This window comes from Maribacter corallii, assembly GCF_047345415.1.
Classification (GTDB): domain Bacteria; phylum Bacteroidota; class Bacteroidia; order Flavobacteriales; family Flavobacteriaceae; genus Maribacter_C.
This window is the reverse complement of record NZ_JBLFEP010000003.1, coordinates 276,489-293,031: the sequence shown is the minus strand read 5'-3', so window position 1 is coordinate 293,031 and position 16,543 is coordinate 276,489. Positions and strand designations below refer to the sequence as shown.

12 protein-coding genes are annotated in these 16,543 nt (G+C 41.2%); 5 read left to right on the top strand and 7 right to left on the bottom strand.

Translation table 11 applies throughout. The annotated features are described in order from the left end of the window. Positions 1-125: 125 nt before the first annotated feature. The gene (locus tag ACKWCA_RS11260; RefSeq protein ID WP_413978300.1) at positions 126-1,583 is read left to right on the top strand and encodes a TonB-dependent receptor; all 1,458 of its coding nucleotides are present in this window, start codon (positions 126-128) and stop codon (positions 1,581-1,583) included. A gap of 64 nt (positions 1,584-1,647) precedes the next feature. Here ACKWCA_RS11260 and bcp read toward each other — a convergent pair whose 3' ends face one another. After that, positions 1,648-2,100, bottom strand: coding sequence for a thioredoxin-dependent thiol peroxidase (bcp, locus tag ACKWCA_RS11255; RefSeq protein WP_413978299.1), 453 nt, complete (start codon positions 2,098-2,100; stop codon positions 1,648-1,650). 54 nt (positions 2,101-2,154) lie between these two features. On the opposite strand from bcp, the gene ACKWCA_RS11250 reads away from it, so the two are divergent. Next, positions 2,155-2,817: an endonuclease III domain-containing protein gene (locus tag ACKWCA_RS11250; protein ID WP_413978298.1), complete on the top strand. Its 663-nt coding sequence runs from the start codon at positions 2,155-2,157 to the stop codon at positions 2,815-2,817. 231 nt (positions 2,818-3,048) lie between these two features. Here the strand turns inward: ACKWCA_RS11250 and ACKWCA_RS11245 are convergent, their stop codons facing one another. Then, positions 3,049-3,630: an RNA polymerase sigma factor gene (locus ACKWCA_RS11245; protein WP_413978297.1), complete on the bottom strand. Its 582-nt coding sequence runs from the start codon at positions 3,628-3,630 to the stop codon at positions 3,049-3,051. A gap of 668 nt (positions 3,631-4,298) precedes the next feature. Then, positions 4,299-4,880, bottom strand: a complete 582-nt coding sequence (locus ACKWCA_RS11240; protein ID WP_413978296.1) for a sigma-70 family RNA polymerase sigma factor — start codon at positions 4,878-4,880, stop codon at positions 4,299-4,301. Positions 4,881-5,127: 247 nt separating this feature from the next. On the opposite strand from ACKWCA_RS11240, the gene uvrA reads away from it, so the two are divergent. Both uvrA and ACKWCA_RS11230 read left to right on the top strand, forming a co-directional pair. Continuing rightward, positions 5,128-7,923, top strand: coding sequence for an excinuclease ABC subunit UvrA (gene uvrA / locus ACKWCA_RS11235; protein WP_413978295.1), 2,796 nt, complete (start codon positions 5,128-5,130; stop codon positions 7,921-7,923). Between the two features lie 174 nt (positions 7,924-8,097). Continuing rightward, a complete protein-coding gene (locus tag ACKWCA_RS11230; protein ID WP_413978294.1) occupies positions 8,098-9,285 on the top strand; it encodes a hypothetical protein in 1,188 nt (395 codons plus the stop codon). Between the two features lie 145 nt (positions 9,286-9,430). Here ACKWCA_RS11230 and ACKWCA_RS11225 read toward each other — a convergent pair whose 3' ends face one another. From ACKWCA_RS11225 to ACKWCA_RS11210, 4 genes are all read right to left on the bottom strand, one after another. Further along, complete coding sequence (locus ACKWCA_RS11225; RefSeq protein WP_413978293.1) at positions 9,431-10,951, bottom strand: fasciclin domain-containing protein; 1,521 nt, start codon at positions 10,949-10,951, stop codon at positions 9,431-9,433. 351 nt (positions 10,952-11,302) lie between these two features. Beyond that, positions 11,303-12,586 carry a glycosyltransferase family 4 protein gene (locus tag ACKWCA_RS11220; RefSeq protein ID WP_413978292.1) on the bottom strand — a complete coding sequence of 428 codons (1,284 nt, stop codon included), beginning with the start codon at positions 12,584-12,586 and terminating at the stop codon, positions 11,303-11,305. Beyond that, the gene (locus ACKWCA_RS11215; RefSeq protein ID WP_413978291.1) at positions 12,586-15,027 is read right to left on the bottom strand and encodes a YfhO family protein; all 2,442 of its coding nucleotides are present in this window, start codon (positions 15,025-15,027) and stop codon (positions 12,586-12,588) included. The genes ACKWCA_RS11220 and ACKWCA_RS11215 overlap by 1 nt, the downstream gene beginning before the upstream one ends. A gap of 33 nt (positions 15,028-15,060) precedes the next feature. Continuing rightward, the gene (locus tag ACKWCA_RS11210) at positions 15,061-15,327 is read right to left on the bottom strand and encodes a DUF4834 family protein (RefSeq protein WP_413978290.1); all 267 of its coding nucleotides are present in this window, start codon (positions 15,325-15,327) and stop codon (positions 15,061-15,063) included. A gap of 87 nt (positions 15,328-15,414) precedes the next feature. Here ACKWCA_RS11210 and ACKWCA_RS11205 point away from each other — a divergent pair, with 87 nt between their 5' ends. Then, positions 15,415-16,527, top strand: coding sequence for a transporter (locus ACKWCA_RS11205; RefSeq protein ID WP_413978289.1), 1,113 nt, complete (start codon positions 15,415-15,417; stop codon positions 16,525-16,527). Positions 16,528-16,543 lie beyond the last annotated feature (16 nt).

Here is a 16,543-nt window from a genome sequence, read left to right as displayed (position 1 = left end):
TGAAATTGCCACCTCTTAAAAGAATATTTAAATATTTGAAACGTTTCTTACTCAGATATCCCGATCTTGTTAACTTTGTGCAATACACATCTTTGATTTTATCGCTCGTAAATTAAAATAACATAATGGCTTCAGTAGTTCAAAAACGCGACAAGGCTTTTGAAAACATTCCTTCAATAAAAGCTAAAACCCTCAGAATTAATTTGAACCCCGACATCTACGGTACTTTTGCAGAAATTGGTGCCGGGCAGGAGACCGCAAGGCATTTTTTCAGATCTGGTGGTGCTTCTGGTACTATCGCTAAGGCCATGAGTGCCTATGACAAGCAATTTAGCGATGCCATTTACGGGGTTGAAAAGGACGGTCGTTATGTCACCCAACCAAGACTAAAGACCATGTTGGCCCATGAGATGAGATTGATGGAAGAACGTATCAGTAGGGAAACGCATCCGGAGCGCTTGTTTTTCTCCTATGCCAATACGGTAGCCACAATCGATTTTTCAAAACGTTACAAGGGACATGGATGGATAGGCATACGCTTTCAACTCGATCAGAAACAGAAAGAGTTCGATGAAATCATTTTGCATGTTCGCTTCAAACAAAATGAGGCACGATTGCAACAAGAGACTTTAGGAATTTTGGGCGTCAACCTTATCTATGGGGCTTTTTACAAGTACCACAAGCCAAAGAAGATGCTCAAATACCTCTATGATCACATCGATAGGGACACTATTGAAATAGATATGGTCAATTTTTCGGGCCCTAATTTCAAGGATGTCGACAATAGACTAATGAGCCTACAGCTTATCAGAAACGATATGACCGATGCGGTCATGTTCGGTCCTGATGGCAATAACGTCTTACCAGCTGCAGTACTTTACAAAAAGAACATTCTGGCGCTTCGCGGTAGTTTTAGACCTGTAACGAAGGTAAATATGGATATGTTTCAGAAATCCTATGATATTTTTGTTCGCGACCAGACCGTCGATATGAACAAGACCATCGTTATATTCGAGATTACCTTAGCGAACTTGCGCGCTTCGGGCGAAATAGATGAACAAGACTTTATGGATCGTGCAGAGCTATTGTGTTCGCTCGGGCATTTTGTGATGATTTCCAAATTTCAAGAATACTACCGATTGGTCGAGTATTTTAATAATTATACCAAACAACGAATCGGCTTGACCATGGGAGTCAACAATTTAGTCGACGTTTTCGATGAGAAATATTACCGTCACCTAAGCGGTGGTATTTTGGAAGCCTTCGGAAAACTGTTCTTTAAAGATTTACAGGTCTATCTATATCCTATGAAAGACCCCGAAACCGGTCAGATTATGACCAGTAACAACGTGAAGGTTCATCCGCGCATGAAAGAGCTTTATAAGTTCTTCAAATACAATGGAAAGGTGATGGATATTATCGATTACGACCCTGAAATAATGCATATCTTCTCGAGAGATGTATTGAAAAAAATCACTAGCGGGGAAGATGGATGGGAAGAACAGCTGCCAGAAGGTATCGCTGAGATAATAAAGACCAAAAGTCTGTTTACCAAAAAGTTACTGAAATCAGAAGAAGCATAATATACGCTATAAAGAAGAAAAGGCCTTGATTTTATCAAGGCCTTTTTTTGTCATAAAGATACTATTAACCCAAAATCTGAGCCGCATGATCTTTCGTTTTCACTTTCTGTATAACATCTGAAACCACACCTTCCTCATCGATTAAAAAGGTCATTCTGTGGATCCCATCATATTCCCTACCCATAAATTTTTTGAGTCCCCATACCCCAAATGTATTGATGACCGTATGGTCTTCATCTGCAAGTAAGGGAAAAGGAAACTCAAACTTGTTCTTGAAATTCGATTGCTTTTTTTCCGAGTCTGCGCTTACACCTAACAACTCATATCCTTGCGCCTGTAATTCGTCATAATTATCCCGTAAATTACACGCTTCAGCCGTGCAACCTGGCGTATTGGCCTTAGGATAGAAAAAAACGATCAACTTTTTACCGGTATAATCCGATAAATTGATAGTATTGCCATCTTGATCTTTGGCTGTAAATTCGGGCACCTTGTCCCCCGCTTTTAATGTATTCATATAGATACGTACTAAAATTTATGTTTAAAATATTTTGAACAAAGTTAAACAAAAATGACAAAATCTGAAAAAGTCACTTTTACTATTCAAACGCTACAGGAATTATATCCAACCATTCCTGTGCCTTTAGAACACAAAGACCCCTATACCTTATTGATTGCTGTACTGATGTCCGCTCAAAGTACGGACGTTCGGGTCAATCAAATTACGCCTTTGCTTTTTGCCAAAGCGGACAATCCCTATGACATGATCAAGCTTTCAGTTGATGAAATTCGGGAAATCATCAAACCTGTAGGCCTCTCCCCTATGAAATCAAAGGGTATTCATGGGCTTTCTAAGATATTGGTAGAAAAATACGACGGAGTAGTACCTCAGGACATAGCCCTGTTGGAGGAGTTTCCGGCGGTGGGCCACAAAACCGCAAGTGTTGTGGTATCACAGGCATTTGGTATTCCCGCTTTTCCTGTAGACACTCATATTCATCGATTAATGTACAGATGGGGGTTTTCAAACGGAAAAAATGTCGTTCAAACCGAAAAAGACGCTAAAAGGCTTTTCCCAAGGGATTTATGGAATGACCTGCATTTACAAATTATCTGGTACGGACGTGATTATTCACCTGCTAGAGGTTGGAACCTGGAAAAAGATATTATTACCAAGACCATTGGAAGGAAAAAGGTATTGAACGACTACTATAAATTAAAAAAGACCCGCTAATTGCGGGTCTTTTTTAATTTAAAATACTTTCGAAGCTGAAACTCTTATACTCCATCACGCGAAGTGATTTCGAAAAGTTCAACAAAAACCTAATCGTTTCAGGAGAGGTCTTGGTTAGCTTACAATGTTGTTGGTCTCTGGTGTAAATTTTTTCCATATCGAGTTATCATCATGTTATGATAAGATAACGCAACTAAAATGGAATTATTGTTAATCGCTCTAGGAACCCGATTAATTAGTCAAGACAATATTGTTTTTGTCGATGATCTTTCTAAGGTTGATTAAGGCATAACGCATTCTTCCTAGCGCAGTATTGATACTCACACCGGTATTTTCAGAAATCTCCTTGAAGCTCATATCCTTATAGATTCGCATTAAAAGAACTTCTTTCTGATCATCGGGCAATTCCTCGATCAAATGTCTAAGATCAGAATCGATTTGATTCTTGATGATTTGCTTTTCGGCGTTCAACTTATCATCTCCGATAACGGAAAAGATGTTGAAATCATCGTTACCCTCGAATTTGGGCATTCTTTTGTTCTTTCTGAAATGATCGATGATCAAATTATGGGCGATACGCATAACCCATGGAAGAAATTTACCTTCTTCACTATAGGTTCCTTTCTTCAAGGTTCGAATGACCTTGATAAAGGTATCCTGAAAAATATCTTCGGTCACATCGCGGTCCAGTACTTTTGAGTAAATAAAACTGGTGATTCGTTGGTTATGTCTGTTAATAAGAATTTCCAGGGATTTTTCATCTCCGCTGATGTAATCTCTGACGAGCACTGAGTCTTCAATCTGTAATTCCATTCTTGTAGGGTTTTCTGTTAAGGTTTGGGATTTCTTGTTGGACAGCTTTTTTTGGGTCATTATCTAGTTATTTTTTGAGTTGAATCTTAAATCATGGTATGAACCTCGATTTTCAATTATGACCTAAAACTAGATATTACAGGGCTAGACGAAAAAACATTGTTGTCAAACAAGCAGTTTTTGATGTGAAACGCACTTTTTTAAACTTCAACAAAATAAATAGTGCGATAAGTCGTTGCCAAATTCAACTCCAAGGAATTTAATTCACGCCTGTTTTAGTATATAGAATGGTTTCTTACAACACGGATTACTATTTAAGTAATCTGTCATTTCCACAGCGCAAGGGAAAATTAATATAAGGCGGAAACAAAAAACCCCGACAATGTACATTGTCGGGGTTCATGAATGGGATGTGTTTCTTAATTCAAGTTACTTTCGAATTGTATACCCTTCGCATTGATGACCTTCAACGATTTCGAATAGTTCAATAAGAAATCTATTGTCTGAGGTTGCGCTTTGACCAGTTTACATTTCGTTTTAGATGTTGAGTAAATTTTTTCCATATCTATTTAAAGTTTGGTTTCACTAGTAAAACGCCACATTAAATAAATATAATCAATTCGTTCGACCTGATGTCAAATAATTCGTTTATTAGACCTAAGGTCAATTTAGTTCGTTAAAACAATATTGTTTTCGTTAATGATCTTTCGCAAGTTAATCAGTGCGTAACGCATTCTTCCCAAGGCTGTGTTGATGCTGACTCCCGTATTCTCTGAAATCTCCTTAAAACTCATATCCTTATAAATACGCATCATAAGAACCTCTCTCTGGTCTTCTGGCAACTCTTCTATGAGAACGGTCAAATCAGAATCGATTTGATTCTTGATAATCTGATTCTCGGCATTGAGCTTTTCGTCTCCCATCACAGAAAATACATTGAAGCTATCAGCGCCATCGTACATTGGCATTCTACTACTCTTTCTAAAATGGTCGATGATGAGATTATGGGCGATTCGCATCACCCAAGGCAAAAATTTGCCTTCTTCGCTATACGTGCCTCGCTTTAACGTGCGAATGACCTTTATAAAAGTATCCTGAAAAATATCCTCGGTAATTCCTCGGTCATTTACTTTCGAATAAATAAAACTGCTAATACGCTGATTGTGGCGATTGATAAGTGTTTCTAGAGCTCGCTCGTCTCCGTTTATATAGCTTTTTATAAGTACTGAATCTTCTAGCTGTACTTTCATAACAATTACTTTTTGAGGTTAAAATGTAGCGTCCTCTTCTAGCGAAAAGGTCTTGTGGGTTATTCTAACTATTTCTAAAAAGTAATTGTATTGCTATAGGCACTTTTGCTTTTAAGTGAATTCAAATATAGAAAAAAATTAATACTTCGTTAAAAAAAATAAAACTACGGGGTATTTTTCAAGCAGTATTCAACAAAATTGGTGATTGAAATGACCTTATCGTATCTTCGCATTCCTAATAAAATTCATGGCAACACTACTTGACGTAAATCCGAAGGAAAACATTATTATCAAAGGTGCGAAATTGCACAATTTAAAAAATATCGATGTCGTCATTCCCCGAAATAAATTGGTGGTCATCACAGGTTTATCTGGTTCCGGTAAGTCAAGTTTGGCATTCGATACCCTTTATGCCGAAGGACAGCGGCGATATGTAGAGAGCCTCTCATCTTATGCTCGACAGTTCTTGGGGAAACTCGACAAACCAAAAGTGGACTATATTAAAGGTATTGCTCCTGCCATCGCTATTGAGCAAAAAGTGAATTCAACAAACCCACGATCTACGGTGGGTACGACTACGGAAATCTATGACTACCTGAAATTGCTTTTTGCCCGAATCGGAAAGACTATTTCGCCTGTTTCAGGCAACGAAGTCAAAAAGAATACGGTTACCGATGTCGTAAATCATATTAAAGCGTATGAGGATGGTGCCAAGTTGTTGCTACTAGCCCCAATACTGATAAAACCCGAAAGAGAGGTCTCAAAATCGTTACAACTCCTATCCAAGCAAGGGTATGCGAGAATCAAGTATCAAGGTAAGGTGGTTCGAATAGACAAAGCTCCGGAAAATATAGGAAGGGAATTCGATCTGGTTATCGACCGAATTATCACCAAAGACGATGAAGATTTCTATAATCGTCTGGCCAACGCTGTGGATACCGCTTTTTTTGAAGGTCGCGGTGAATGCATAGTTGAGGAGCTCGAAAGCGGATCTATGACGCTTTTTAGTAATAAATTCGAGTTGGATGGTATGGCTTTTCTAGAACCCAACGTTCATCTATTCAGCTTTAACAATCCGTACGGCGCGTGTCCGAAGTGCGAGGGATATGGCGATGTAATCGGTATCGATGAAGATCTCGTAGTGCCCAATACAGCGCTTTCCGTTTATGAAAATGCGGTTTTTCCTTGGCGTGGTGAAAGTATGGGTTGGTATCGAGATCAACTGGTCAATTCGGCGTATAAGTTCGATTTTCCGATCCATAAACCTTGGTTCGAATTATCGGAAGACCAAAAACAATTGGTCTGGGAAGGCAATGATCATTTCATCGGCCTAAACAAATTTTTCGCACAACTCGAGGAAAAAAGCTATAAAATCCAGAATCGAGTGATGCTCTCACGGTACAGGGGGAAAACCAGATGTAATGTCTGTAAAGGAAAGCGCCTAAGACCGGAAACGCATTATGTAAAGGTAGCGGGGAAATCGATTTCTGACCTCGTGGAATTGCCCATCAACAAACTCATACCCTTCTTTGAGAACCTTACCCTCAATGACCATGACCACAAAATAGCAGCGCGCCTTTTAAAGGAAATCAACACGCGATTAGGGTTTTTGTTCAAAGTAGGCCTAGGTTATCTTACATTGAATCGCAAGTCGAATTCCTTATCGGGAGGGGAAAGTCAGCGAATCAATCTAGCAACCTCCTTAGGCAGTAGTCTTGTGGGGTCTATGTACATCTTGGATGAACCTAGTATCGGTTTACATCCGAAAGACACCGAAAATCTCATTGACGTGCTGCTGTCTCTCCGCGATTTAGGCAATACGGTCATTGTTGTCGAACATGATGAAGATATCATGAAAGCCGCGGATGAAGTCATAGATATCGGACCTGAAGCCGGTACGCAAGGCGGTGAGGTAGTAGCCTTCGGTCCGTTGAACGAGATTTTGAAATCACAATCGTTGACCGCGAGCTACTTAAATGGCACTGAGGAAATAGCGATTCCGGCTGAACGAAGAACTTCTAATAGTTCCATCACCATTAAGGGTGCGAGGGAGAACAATCTCAAAAATATCGATGTGACCTTTCCCTTGAATATGCTTACCGTAGTTACCGGTGTATCCGGAAGTGGTAAAAGCACCCTGGTGAAAAAATTACTGTATCCCGTCATACTCAAAGAAGTTGGAGGCTATGGTGAAAAAGCCGGACAGTACACGGCAGTTGAAGGAAACTATAAGCATATCAAGCATGTTGAATTCGTCGATCAGAATCCCATCGGGCGTTCTTCCCGTTCAAACCCCGTCACTTACATCAAAGCGTATGACGATATACGAAGTTTGTTTGCATCCCAAAAATTGAGCAAGATAAGAAACTATCAGGCCAAGCACTTCTCCTTCAATGTAGATGGCGGACGCTGTGAAAAATGTAAGGGTGAAGGGGAAATCACCGTAGAAATGCAATTTATGGCGGATGTGCACTTAGAATGCGACACCTGCCGCGGCAAGCGTTTTAAAAAAGAGGTTTTGGAAGTCAAGTTCAATGACGCGACAATTGACGATATTTTGAACATGACCATTGACGATGCCATCTCGTTTTTTGAGCGTACGGAACAGAAACGACTAGTGACCAAACTAAAGCCCTTGCAAGATGTTGGCCTGGGATACGTCACTTTGGGCCAATCATCTTCTACCCTATCGGGTGGTGAAGCCCAAAGGATAAAACTGGCTTCGTTCTTGGTCAAAGGGAATTCAAAAGACAAGGCACTGTTCATTTTCGATGAACCTACTACGGGATTACATTTTCATGATATCAAGAAATTACTGAAATCATTTGATGCCTTGATCGCTAGAGGACATTCCATCATTGTAATCGAACACAACATAGAGCTGATCAAATGTGCCGACCATATGATAGACTTAGGTCCAGAAGGAGGTGAAAATGGGGGGCAACTTCTTGCTTTCGGTACGCCTGAAGAACTATTGAAAAGCACATCTTCACATACCGCAAAATATCTAAAACAAAAACTACAACACCCCACCTTGAACTAAAAAGGAAAACATTATTCTTCTTTACGAACATTTTTAACAACACTTAATGTTCTGTTTTTCAGTTATTTAAACATCGTCATCTTTTTTTGGCACGCTGTTTGGTATATAGTTATCGAATGTAAATAGTTGCATTCGGGAACCCGCCGGCCAGTTGGCAGGCTTAAACCTTATATCATGAGAAATTTAACACTCTTTTTTATGGCGATGTTTTTAGGTACTACAGCTACCTTCGCCTCTACAGCTGATGATAAGGTTGCAGAACGCAATGCTTATCGATACAACAACTCCTTTATTTTTCTAGAGGACGGTATCACTTTTGCGGTCTATCCCGATGGCGAATTCGACTTTTACATTGATAACCGAATCGGAAGAAATCGTAGAAACGTAACCTTCAACTCCGGTTTCGATTACAGTCCATTTGCACAGTATGACGATTATGGTGCCGTAATTCAGATAGAGAATATTCCGGTATACTACGACTTTTATGGCCGAGTGTCACAAATAGGTAGTGTCGATATCAACTATCGCAACGGTAGAGTAAATCGATTGGGCAATATGTTCGTATACTACAACCGAAGAGGTTTCTATGATTACCATACCGGTTTCATCAATGTATATAATAGAAGGTACATATACAGACCTTTTCACAGTTTCTTTGCCAGACCGGCCCTTGGATTCTGTTTTGTACGAACAACACCGTATAGAAGGTATTATAACCCATTTCGATATACGTATTACAATCCATACCGTTTCAACAGAAGACAGCAGTATGCGAGAATAGGAAAGGTACATCGCTATAATCAAGTGCGAAGAGAACGTTCGAGCATTTATAGAAATGATAAAAGAGTCGCGGTACGTGATAATGCCAGAAGAAGTAATCGAACGGTAGCCCGAAACAGCGCTAGAGGAAACAGAAATGTAGCTCGAAGCAGTGAGGCAAGAAGAACGGACAGAAGTACGGCACGCGCCAATTCAAACAGGGGAAATAGAACTGTGGCCAGAACTTCTACCACCCGCTCAAATGGCACGAACCGTGCGGTAAAAAGAACGGATTATCGAAGAGGAACCGCGGCCAATAGCAGGACTGTTACCAAAAGAGAAGTGACCCGCACCCCGCGTTCGACTACGGTTAAGAGAAGTACGAGTACAACCGTAAGAAAACCGGTCAGTAGAGGAAACAAGACCTATGCTCGAGGTAATACGTCAAACAGGACGCAAAGGTCAGTGGCACAGCCTACGCAAAGAACCTCAAGAAGTACGGTAAGTAGAAGTACCACATCCCGTTCGGTAAAAAAAGCACCGGCGAGGAGTTCAAGAAGTAACAGAAGCGCCACGACCTCACGAAGTAGAGGAAGGCAATAAAGATAGTTTTTAGGTTGGTTAGTTGTTTAGCCCCGCAATGGATTCGTCCGTTGCGGGGTTTTTCCGTTAAAAAAGGTCCAAGATGAAAACACCTTGGACCTTTGATCAAAACTTTAGCCCTTTTCGGGCAATTGCTTATATCTTCTTATAAAGAACCTACGAAGTCAATAGCCGCTTGCGGCAACAATACTTTATTGATAACATGAACTACCCCGTTGGTAGCTTCTAGATCAGTAGTAGAAAGTTCAGCGTCAACATCTGAGGCATCTCCAATAACAAAAGTATCACCGCTCATAATTACCGAAATGGAATTGTCGGTAAATGCCGTGGCCACATCACCTGGGGCCAAATCGGTGGATTTTACCTGTGCCGCTACTACGTGGTACAATAAAATATTCTTTAAAAGAGCGATTTCTCCCTCTGTGTCAAAATCATCTAAACTATTGTAATCGTTTCCTAGCACATCCAATAGATCTCCAAAAGCGTCGTTGGTCGGAGCGAAAACCGTGAATGGACCGGCACTTTGCAAGGTCTCGACCAAATCGGCTTTGGTGACGGCCTCTACTAAAAGGCTGAAGTTGTCATCCGATGAGGCAATTCCAACAATATCTTTTAGACTTCCAACAAAATCAAGTGCTGCCTGAGGTAACAAAACCTTATTGATTACATGGATTACCCCATTATTGGCACCGATATCCGTAGCACTAATACCCGCATTGGTTTCAGAGGCATCGCCGATGACAAAGGTATCACCCTCGGCAATTACGGAGATAGAATTATCGGTAAAGGCTGTAGCCACATCACCCTCGGCCAAATCACTAGCGTTAACTTGAGAAGGGATTACATGGTATAATAAAATATTCTTCAAAAGAGCAATTTCAGCTTCTGTATCGAAATCGTCCAAACTGTTGTAATTGGAACCTAAAACGTCCAGCAAAGCTCCAAATGCCTCGTTGTCCGGAGCAAAAACCGTGAATGGACCTGCACTCTGTAAGGTGGTCACCAAGTCGGCCTTGACAACAGCTTCAACCAAAAGGCTAAAATCGGGGTTGGCACTGGCCACATCGACAATATCCAACAAGGATGCTGCAAAGTCTACGGCTTCTTGAGGAAGTAATACTTTGTCTATTAGGTGTACCACACCATTTGTAGCCATGATATCGGTTGCAGTAATATTCGCATCAACGGTCGAAGCATCTCCAATAACAAATGAGTCTCCGCTAGCAATTACCGCTACGGAATTATCAGTTAAAGCGGTACCGACATCCCCTGCTGATAGATCGGCAGCCTTTACTTCAGCAGGTACAACATGGTACAACAGTATATTTTTTAGAAGCTCGATTTCTTCTGCGGTATCGAAATCATCAAGACTGTTATACTCATCACCCAAGACTCCTAACAGTGCTATAAAAGCATCATCGGTCGGTGCAAAAACAGTGAAAGGCCCAGTGCCGGAAAGTGTTTCTACTAAGTCCGCTTTTATGACCGCTGCTTCCAATTGAGTCAATGACGTACTGGCAATCGCTAACTCCACGATATTGGAGGTCGGTTCCATTTCTTCCATATCGGGCACTGTAATGACCGGATCATCGTCACTACAAGAGAACATCACTACGGTTAGTGCTGCACATACCATCCACTTCATTGGGTTTAAAAATCTTTTCATAGTCTACTTTTTTAAGATTAATTTTTGTTTAATTTATTAATACAAACGTTAAACATTTTAAATAGTATGAACCCTACCCTATTGCCCTCGGTTTTAGTAAATATTTAACAAAAAAGAATAGAAAATGCCTATTTTTGGACGTTTCTGAATCCAGAATTTGAGATACATAACTTCACATCAAAAAAAATAAAGAATGTTTAATTATCTCATACTAGCAATGAACAATTATGATTGTGGAGATTTTGAAAATGAAGTATAGAAACCGGTCTTTTTCACTGCGTAAACGTATTCCACGCCGTGATCGAGATTTGACTTCAAAGGGAAACGTAAGATGATTACTGTACTATGTGTCTAAGGAAGTTTCTCGAGGGTATCGGCAAGTTTATGTGTCAATTGCTTTCTGCTATACCTTTCGATCCGCTCAGAAGCAATATGGAGTTTTCCATTTTGATACGCCTCGAACCACTGCTCAATAGCGCTTTTCATCACGTCCGTATCTTGATAGTCATAGACCTCACCCGCCTTGCATTCTTTGATGATTTCACCGGCATTCCAACCTTTGGGACCAATGGCCAATAGGGGTCGTTTCGCGGCCAGATATTCGAATACCTTGCCCGGCACGATGCCCACCGTATCTTCCGAATCGATTTCTATGATCAATAGCACTTGACTTTTTCGTTGTCGCCGTACAGCCTCTTCATGCGTAAGATAATCCGTTAAGCGTACAAAAGGTTCCAGTTCATGCGCATATATATTATGAAGTACATCTTCACTTACAACCCCTATGAGATGTAACTCAAATGCTTCCGCAAATGCATTGTTCTCTTGGGTCAATTCCTTTAGGACCTTCCACAGATTATTGGGGTTCCTCCCGGTCAGCAATGAACCGATATGCGAGATGCTGAACTTAGTATCTAAATCACTATTCGCAGGTATCTCCACATCGTACCCATTTGTGATGACCTGTATCGGTACGTCCGTCAGGGCTTGAAACTCTTCTTTAGTACTGGTACTGGTTACCACAATCGTATCGGCAGCATTGAGTACTTGACGCTCTAAGTCTTTATGTTTCTTTTTTGAAGACTTGGTCAGTTTCAACTTCTTATGATAGCCAATGGACGTCCAAGGATCTCGGAAATCCGCTATCCATTTCAGTGCTTGGCCTTGTTTTAATCCTTGGCCTATGAGGTGAACACTGTGAGGTGGACCCGTAGTTACAATAGTGTCGATTTTTTCGGAGGAAATCACCTTCGATAAATAACGTATCGAGGGTTTGACCCAATTCTTTCGAGCATCGGGAATAAAAAAATTTCCCCGTACCCAGAGCATCGCTTTTTCTATAGGGGATTGATTCTGCGCTTGGATTATTCCTGAACTGATGCGTTTTGTTTTCTTAGCGGAAAAAAAGGAAGCCAGCTTGTATGGCTCTTTTATAGGAAGACGATACATCTTGATTCCCTCGGGTATCTCATCCAACAGGGACGTATCTATAATAGGGTAATTGGGATTCTCTGGAATGTATACTAAGGGCTCAAAACCGAAATCGCGCAAGTATTTGACGAATTTCAACCAGCGTTGTACACCAGGCCCTCCAGCTGGTGGCCAATAATACGTGATGACCAACACTTTTCGCATTAGACTTCCTCTTTTTCTTCTTTTCGGGAATGCCAGAAGGAAAAACCGATTCCCCCGACCAGTACTAGTCCAAGTAAAATCGAACTGGCTAAAGCAATTGTGCTGCCGGTTCGAACGACCTCAGGTTCAAATTTAAACTCTACGGTGTGCTCACCGGCTGGCAATTTCATAGCTCTTAAAACGTAGTTTGCCCTAAAATGGTCATGTGGTTTTCCGTCGACATAGGCTTGCCAACCTTTTCCATAATACATTTCGGAGAATACGACTACTCCCGCATTTTCATTCTTTGCGGTGTAGGTCAGATGATTCGGTTCATAAGCGATTAAGTCAATGGTCGTAGTCGAATCGGTTTGAAAATTGAATCGATTGATATTTTTGAATTTACTTGTGTTCACGACTGCTTCATTGGCCATATCAAGGTCAGCGAGCGCTAGAATCTCGTCGTCCGCAGTCTTGACTTCCTTGAGTTTTGATACAAACCAGCCATTTCCACTGGCTTCCGGATTCAATCCAGCATATCTTCTCCCCTCCTCATCTTGTTGAATGACATACTTTACATTAAGCATATTCAAGACATTGAAGTTTCCTCGGTACAAGTAGAAATCAAATATATCTTGAATACCCGCGGGTTTCGCCGCATGGTACCCGACAATTGACTGGTGAAAATATGCCGTTCTTGCGCTATCAAAACCTTCTGAGGGGTCAAATACCCTGAACTTCCCGGGATCTTCTTTAATACGCTGATCAACTTCCGTCTCCTGAAACGGTTGTGTCATCCTGCGTTTTGAAACAAAATCATCGTTGTTGACATACCTTAGATTCACTCCGACCAAATCTACCACAATCAAGACGCCTACGATACCTATGGCGATATTTTGCTTCAACTTTCCCTTGAGGTAAAACCAAAGCGTCGCAGTGGCGAGAAATACGAACAGCAGGGAACGGAACAAATCGCTGTTATAAACGGATTTTCGGTCGGCTTTAATCATATCGGGCAACTCCTCCATACCCGTAATTCGTAAGTTTTCGTCTGAATAGCCCTCGAAATCAAACATCCCTTTAGCAATCAGCAATAGGGCACCCATGCCCAAAAACCCGAAGAATGTATATTTTAGGGCCTTTATTTTATCAGTCGATACCCGTGTGGTATCGAAAAGCGCCACTAAAGCCAATACGGCCAGAACAGGGGCGCATAGTTCAAGGACCACTTGAGCCGAAGAGACCGCCCTGAATTTATCGTACAAGGGGAAATAGTCGATCATGAAATCGGTAAAGAAGCTGAGATTCTTTCCCCAAGACATCAAAAGAGACAATAAGGTACCTCCTAAAAGCCACCATTTGGCTTTTTTATCGACAATGAATAGTCCAAGGAAGAATAAAAAGAAAATAATCGCCCCAATATAGGCCGGCCCAGAGGTAACGGGTTGTTCGCCCCAGTATAGGGGTAGGCTCTGGGTAAATTCCAAGGCTCGATTTCTTGGCAATCCTTTTTCGACCAAATACACATAGGTTTTAGAATCTTTTCCCAAATCCTCATTCGAAGCACCACCGAAAAGCCGCGGAACAAAAAGGTTCAACGATTCGGAAATACCATAACTCCACTGGGTGATGTATTCTTTACTTAATCCACCTGTATTTTCCTTGGTCTCGCCATTGGGACCTATGGTCAGTTCTGATTTTCCACGGGTACTCCAGTCCGCATACTCCTTGGTAGCCAAAAGTCCGGTAGCATTAGCGGCAATTCCTAATGTAACGGCCACCAAAAGAAGACCCACGGAGACAAAAAAGTGTTTGAGGTATTTTTTTCGAATAGCATCATACAGATACACCCCTCCTAAAATCAAGACCAATAACATAAAATAATAGGTCATTTGGTAATGATTTGCCTGCACCTCAAGGGCCATAGCGATAGCTGTTAATAGAAAGCCCCACAGGTATTTTTTCCGAAAGACCAATATAATCCCACCCAATACCATAGGAAGATAGCCCATTGCATGGGCCTTTGCATTATGCCCAGCCCCAAAAATAATGATGAGATAGGTCGAAAAGCCGAAGGCCAGTGCCCCCACAATGGCAAGCCGATAATCGACTTTCATGCAGCATAATAAAATGTAAAAGCCAATGAAGTATAAAAAAAGATAATCGGCCGGTCGTGGTAGAAAGCGTATGAGACTATCTAATTTTTTAACATAGTTGTGCGGATAATATGCGCCTAATTGATAAGTGGGCATACCTCCAAAGGCACTATTGGTCCAATAAGGTTCTTCCCCTGTTTTTTTGCGAAAGTCGTTTTGCTCTTTCGCCATACCCGTATATTGGGCAATGTCATTTTGGAACAAAATCTTTCCTTGGAGCACTGGGCTGAAGTAGGCAACGGCTGCAATAACAAAGAAAACGGTAACAAAAAAGTGAATAAAAAAAGCCTTAAGACCGGTTTGCATGGGTTTGTTTAGTGGTTGTTTCCGCTAAAATACTCAATCAATTTCCTCAAAGTCAATATAATCCCCAACTTTTTCCGAAGTGCCCTTTTTATTGGCTCGCTTCTTTTCGATGATTACATCACCCACACGCTCTTCCGTTTGTGTTTCATAACGCCGATGCTGTTCTCCGAATTGTTCCTTAAAGTGGGCTTCGGTCTTTTTAGCAGCGTAATTGATAATCTTTGGAGCAAACAGTCTGGCTACGATCTTGAGTAGATAATAGACCATGACGATAATCAGAACTGTCTTTAAAAAAGCCATATAATTTATTGTAGAATATATCAAAAATACAATTCCTGCGTTGTACTAGATAACCTGAGGTCTTAAAATAATAATAAAATCGCATCCATGGGCAATTCCCCAGAACCGAAAAAAGCAACGATCCTTGCGGTACTTACCCTTTTATTAGTGCCGTTTTTCGCTATTTCGCAATATACCGATGTCATCAATTCAAATCGGCCCGGATTATCCGTGAGTGCATATGCGGTCGGTAAGAATGTTTTGCAACTGGAAATGGGCGTGGGATTCGAACAAAGTGATCATGCCTTGTTGAACACCCAATCGAACATTTTAGGAAGCGATCTTTCCCTACGATACGGACTTCTTTTTGAGCAACTCGAACTCAATTGGGAAGGCACCTTTCAAAATGAATCAAAAACTTTTGTCAATTCAGGAATCGAGACCTCTTTCGCCAAGTTCTCTAGAAACAGGGTTGGATTGAAGTATCTGCTTTACGACCGGTACAAATCGCCCGAACGGAACAAACCCAACCTCTACAGTTGGCGCAAGAACAATCTTTTTCAACTCAAGAACCTGATTCCATCAGTGTCGCTTTATGGAGGAGCTACTTTCAATCTACTGGATAACCCAAATTTTATGGGGGATCCAACGGTTATGTACCGCGTAATGGTTGCCACCCAAAGCAGATTGACCCCTCGTTTTGTACTCATCTCGAATATTGCCTACGATCGTATCTCCTCAGACTTTCCTGAAATCAATTATTTGGTATCCCTTTCGTATGCCTTCAGGAACCCAAAATGGAGTACTTTTGTCGAGCATCAAGGTATTAAAAGTGACCGCTACTCCGATGTATTACTACGCGGTGGGGTAGCCCACCTACTTGGTGACGGATTGCAGATAGATGCCAATATGGGAGCCAGTTTTAAAAACACCCCTTCACGGGTATTTGTGTCGGTAGGCTTTTCCTATAGATTTGATTTCCATCAAGATCCTCCCCCTGCCATCGAAGATCAAGAAGCTGGTGAAAATGGTGGTCCCATTAGAAAGAATGCCATGAAAAAGAAGGAAAACAAAGGCAGCAAGAAAAGTGATGCGGGTGGTTTGGGTGCTGAAGATATTGATCTTGGGCCTTCAAAAAAACAATTGCGAAAGCTCAAAAAAGAGGAAAAGAGAAAGAAGAAGGGAAAAAAGAAGAAAGATGACGGTGTTATTGAATTTTAACGCAAAAAGGCCGTCT

What these genes read in the sequence shown, in the direction of transcription:
- ACKWCA_RS11240 (WP_413978296.1), bottom strand. Translation starts at nt 4,880, where the DNA reads ATGAAAGTACAGCTAGAAGATTCAGTACTTATAAAAAGCTATATAAAC.
- ACKWCA_RS11225 (WP_413978293.1), bottom strand. Translation starts at nt 10,951, where the DNA reads ATGAAAAGATTTTTAAACCCAATGAAGTGGATGGTATGTGCAGCACTA.
- ACKWCA_RS11210 (WP_413978290.1), bottom strand. Translation starts at nt 15,327, where the DNA reads ATGGCTTTTTTAAAGACAGTTCTGATTATCGTCATGGTCTATTATCTA.
- uvrA (WP_413978295.1), top strand. Translation starts at nt 5,128, where the DNA reads ATGGCAACACTACTTGACGTAAATCCGAAGGAAAACATTATTATCAAA.
- ACKWCA_RS11220 (WP_413978292.1), bottom strand. Translation starts at nt 12,586, where the DNA reads ATGCGAAAAGTGTTGGTCATCACGTATTATTGGCCACCAGCTGGAGGG.
- bcp (WP_413978299.1), bottom strand. Translation starts at nt 2,100, where the DNA reads ATGAATACATTAAAAGCGGGGGACAAGGTGCCCGAATTTACAGCCAAA.
- ACKWCA_RS11205 (WP_413978289.1), top strand. Translation starts at nt 15,415, where the DNA reads ATGGGCAATTCCCCAGAACCGAAAAAAGCAACGATCCTTGCGGTACTT.
- ACKWCA_RS11230 (WP_413978294.1), top strand. Translation starts at nt 8,098, where the DNA reads ATGAGAAATTTAACACTCTTTTTTATGGCGATGTTTTTAGGTACTACA.
- ACKWCA_RS11250 (WP_413978298.1), top strand. Translation starts at nt 2,155, where the DNA reads ATGACAAAATCTGAAAAAGTCACTTTTACTATTCAAACGCTACAGGAA.
- ACKWCA_RS11245 (WP_413978297.1), bottom strand. Translation starts at nt 3,630, where the DNA reads ATGGAATTACAGATTGAAGACTCAGTGCTCGTCAGAGATTACATCAGC.
- ACKWCA_RS11260 (WP_413978300.1), top strand. Translation starts at nt 126, where the DNA reads ATGGCTTCAGTAGTTCAAAAACGCGACAAGGCTTTTGAAAACATTCCT.
- ACKWCA_RS11215 (WP_413978291.1), bottom strand. Translation starts at nt 15,027, where the DNA reads ATGCAAACCGGTCTTAAGGCTTTTTTTATTCACTTTTTTGTTACCGTT.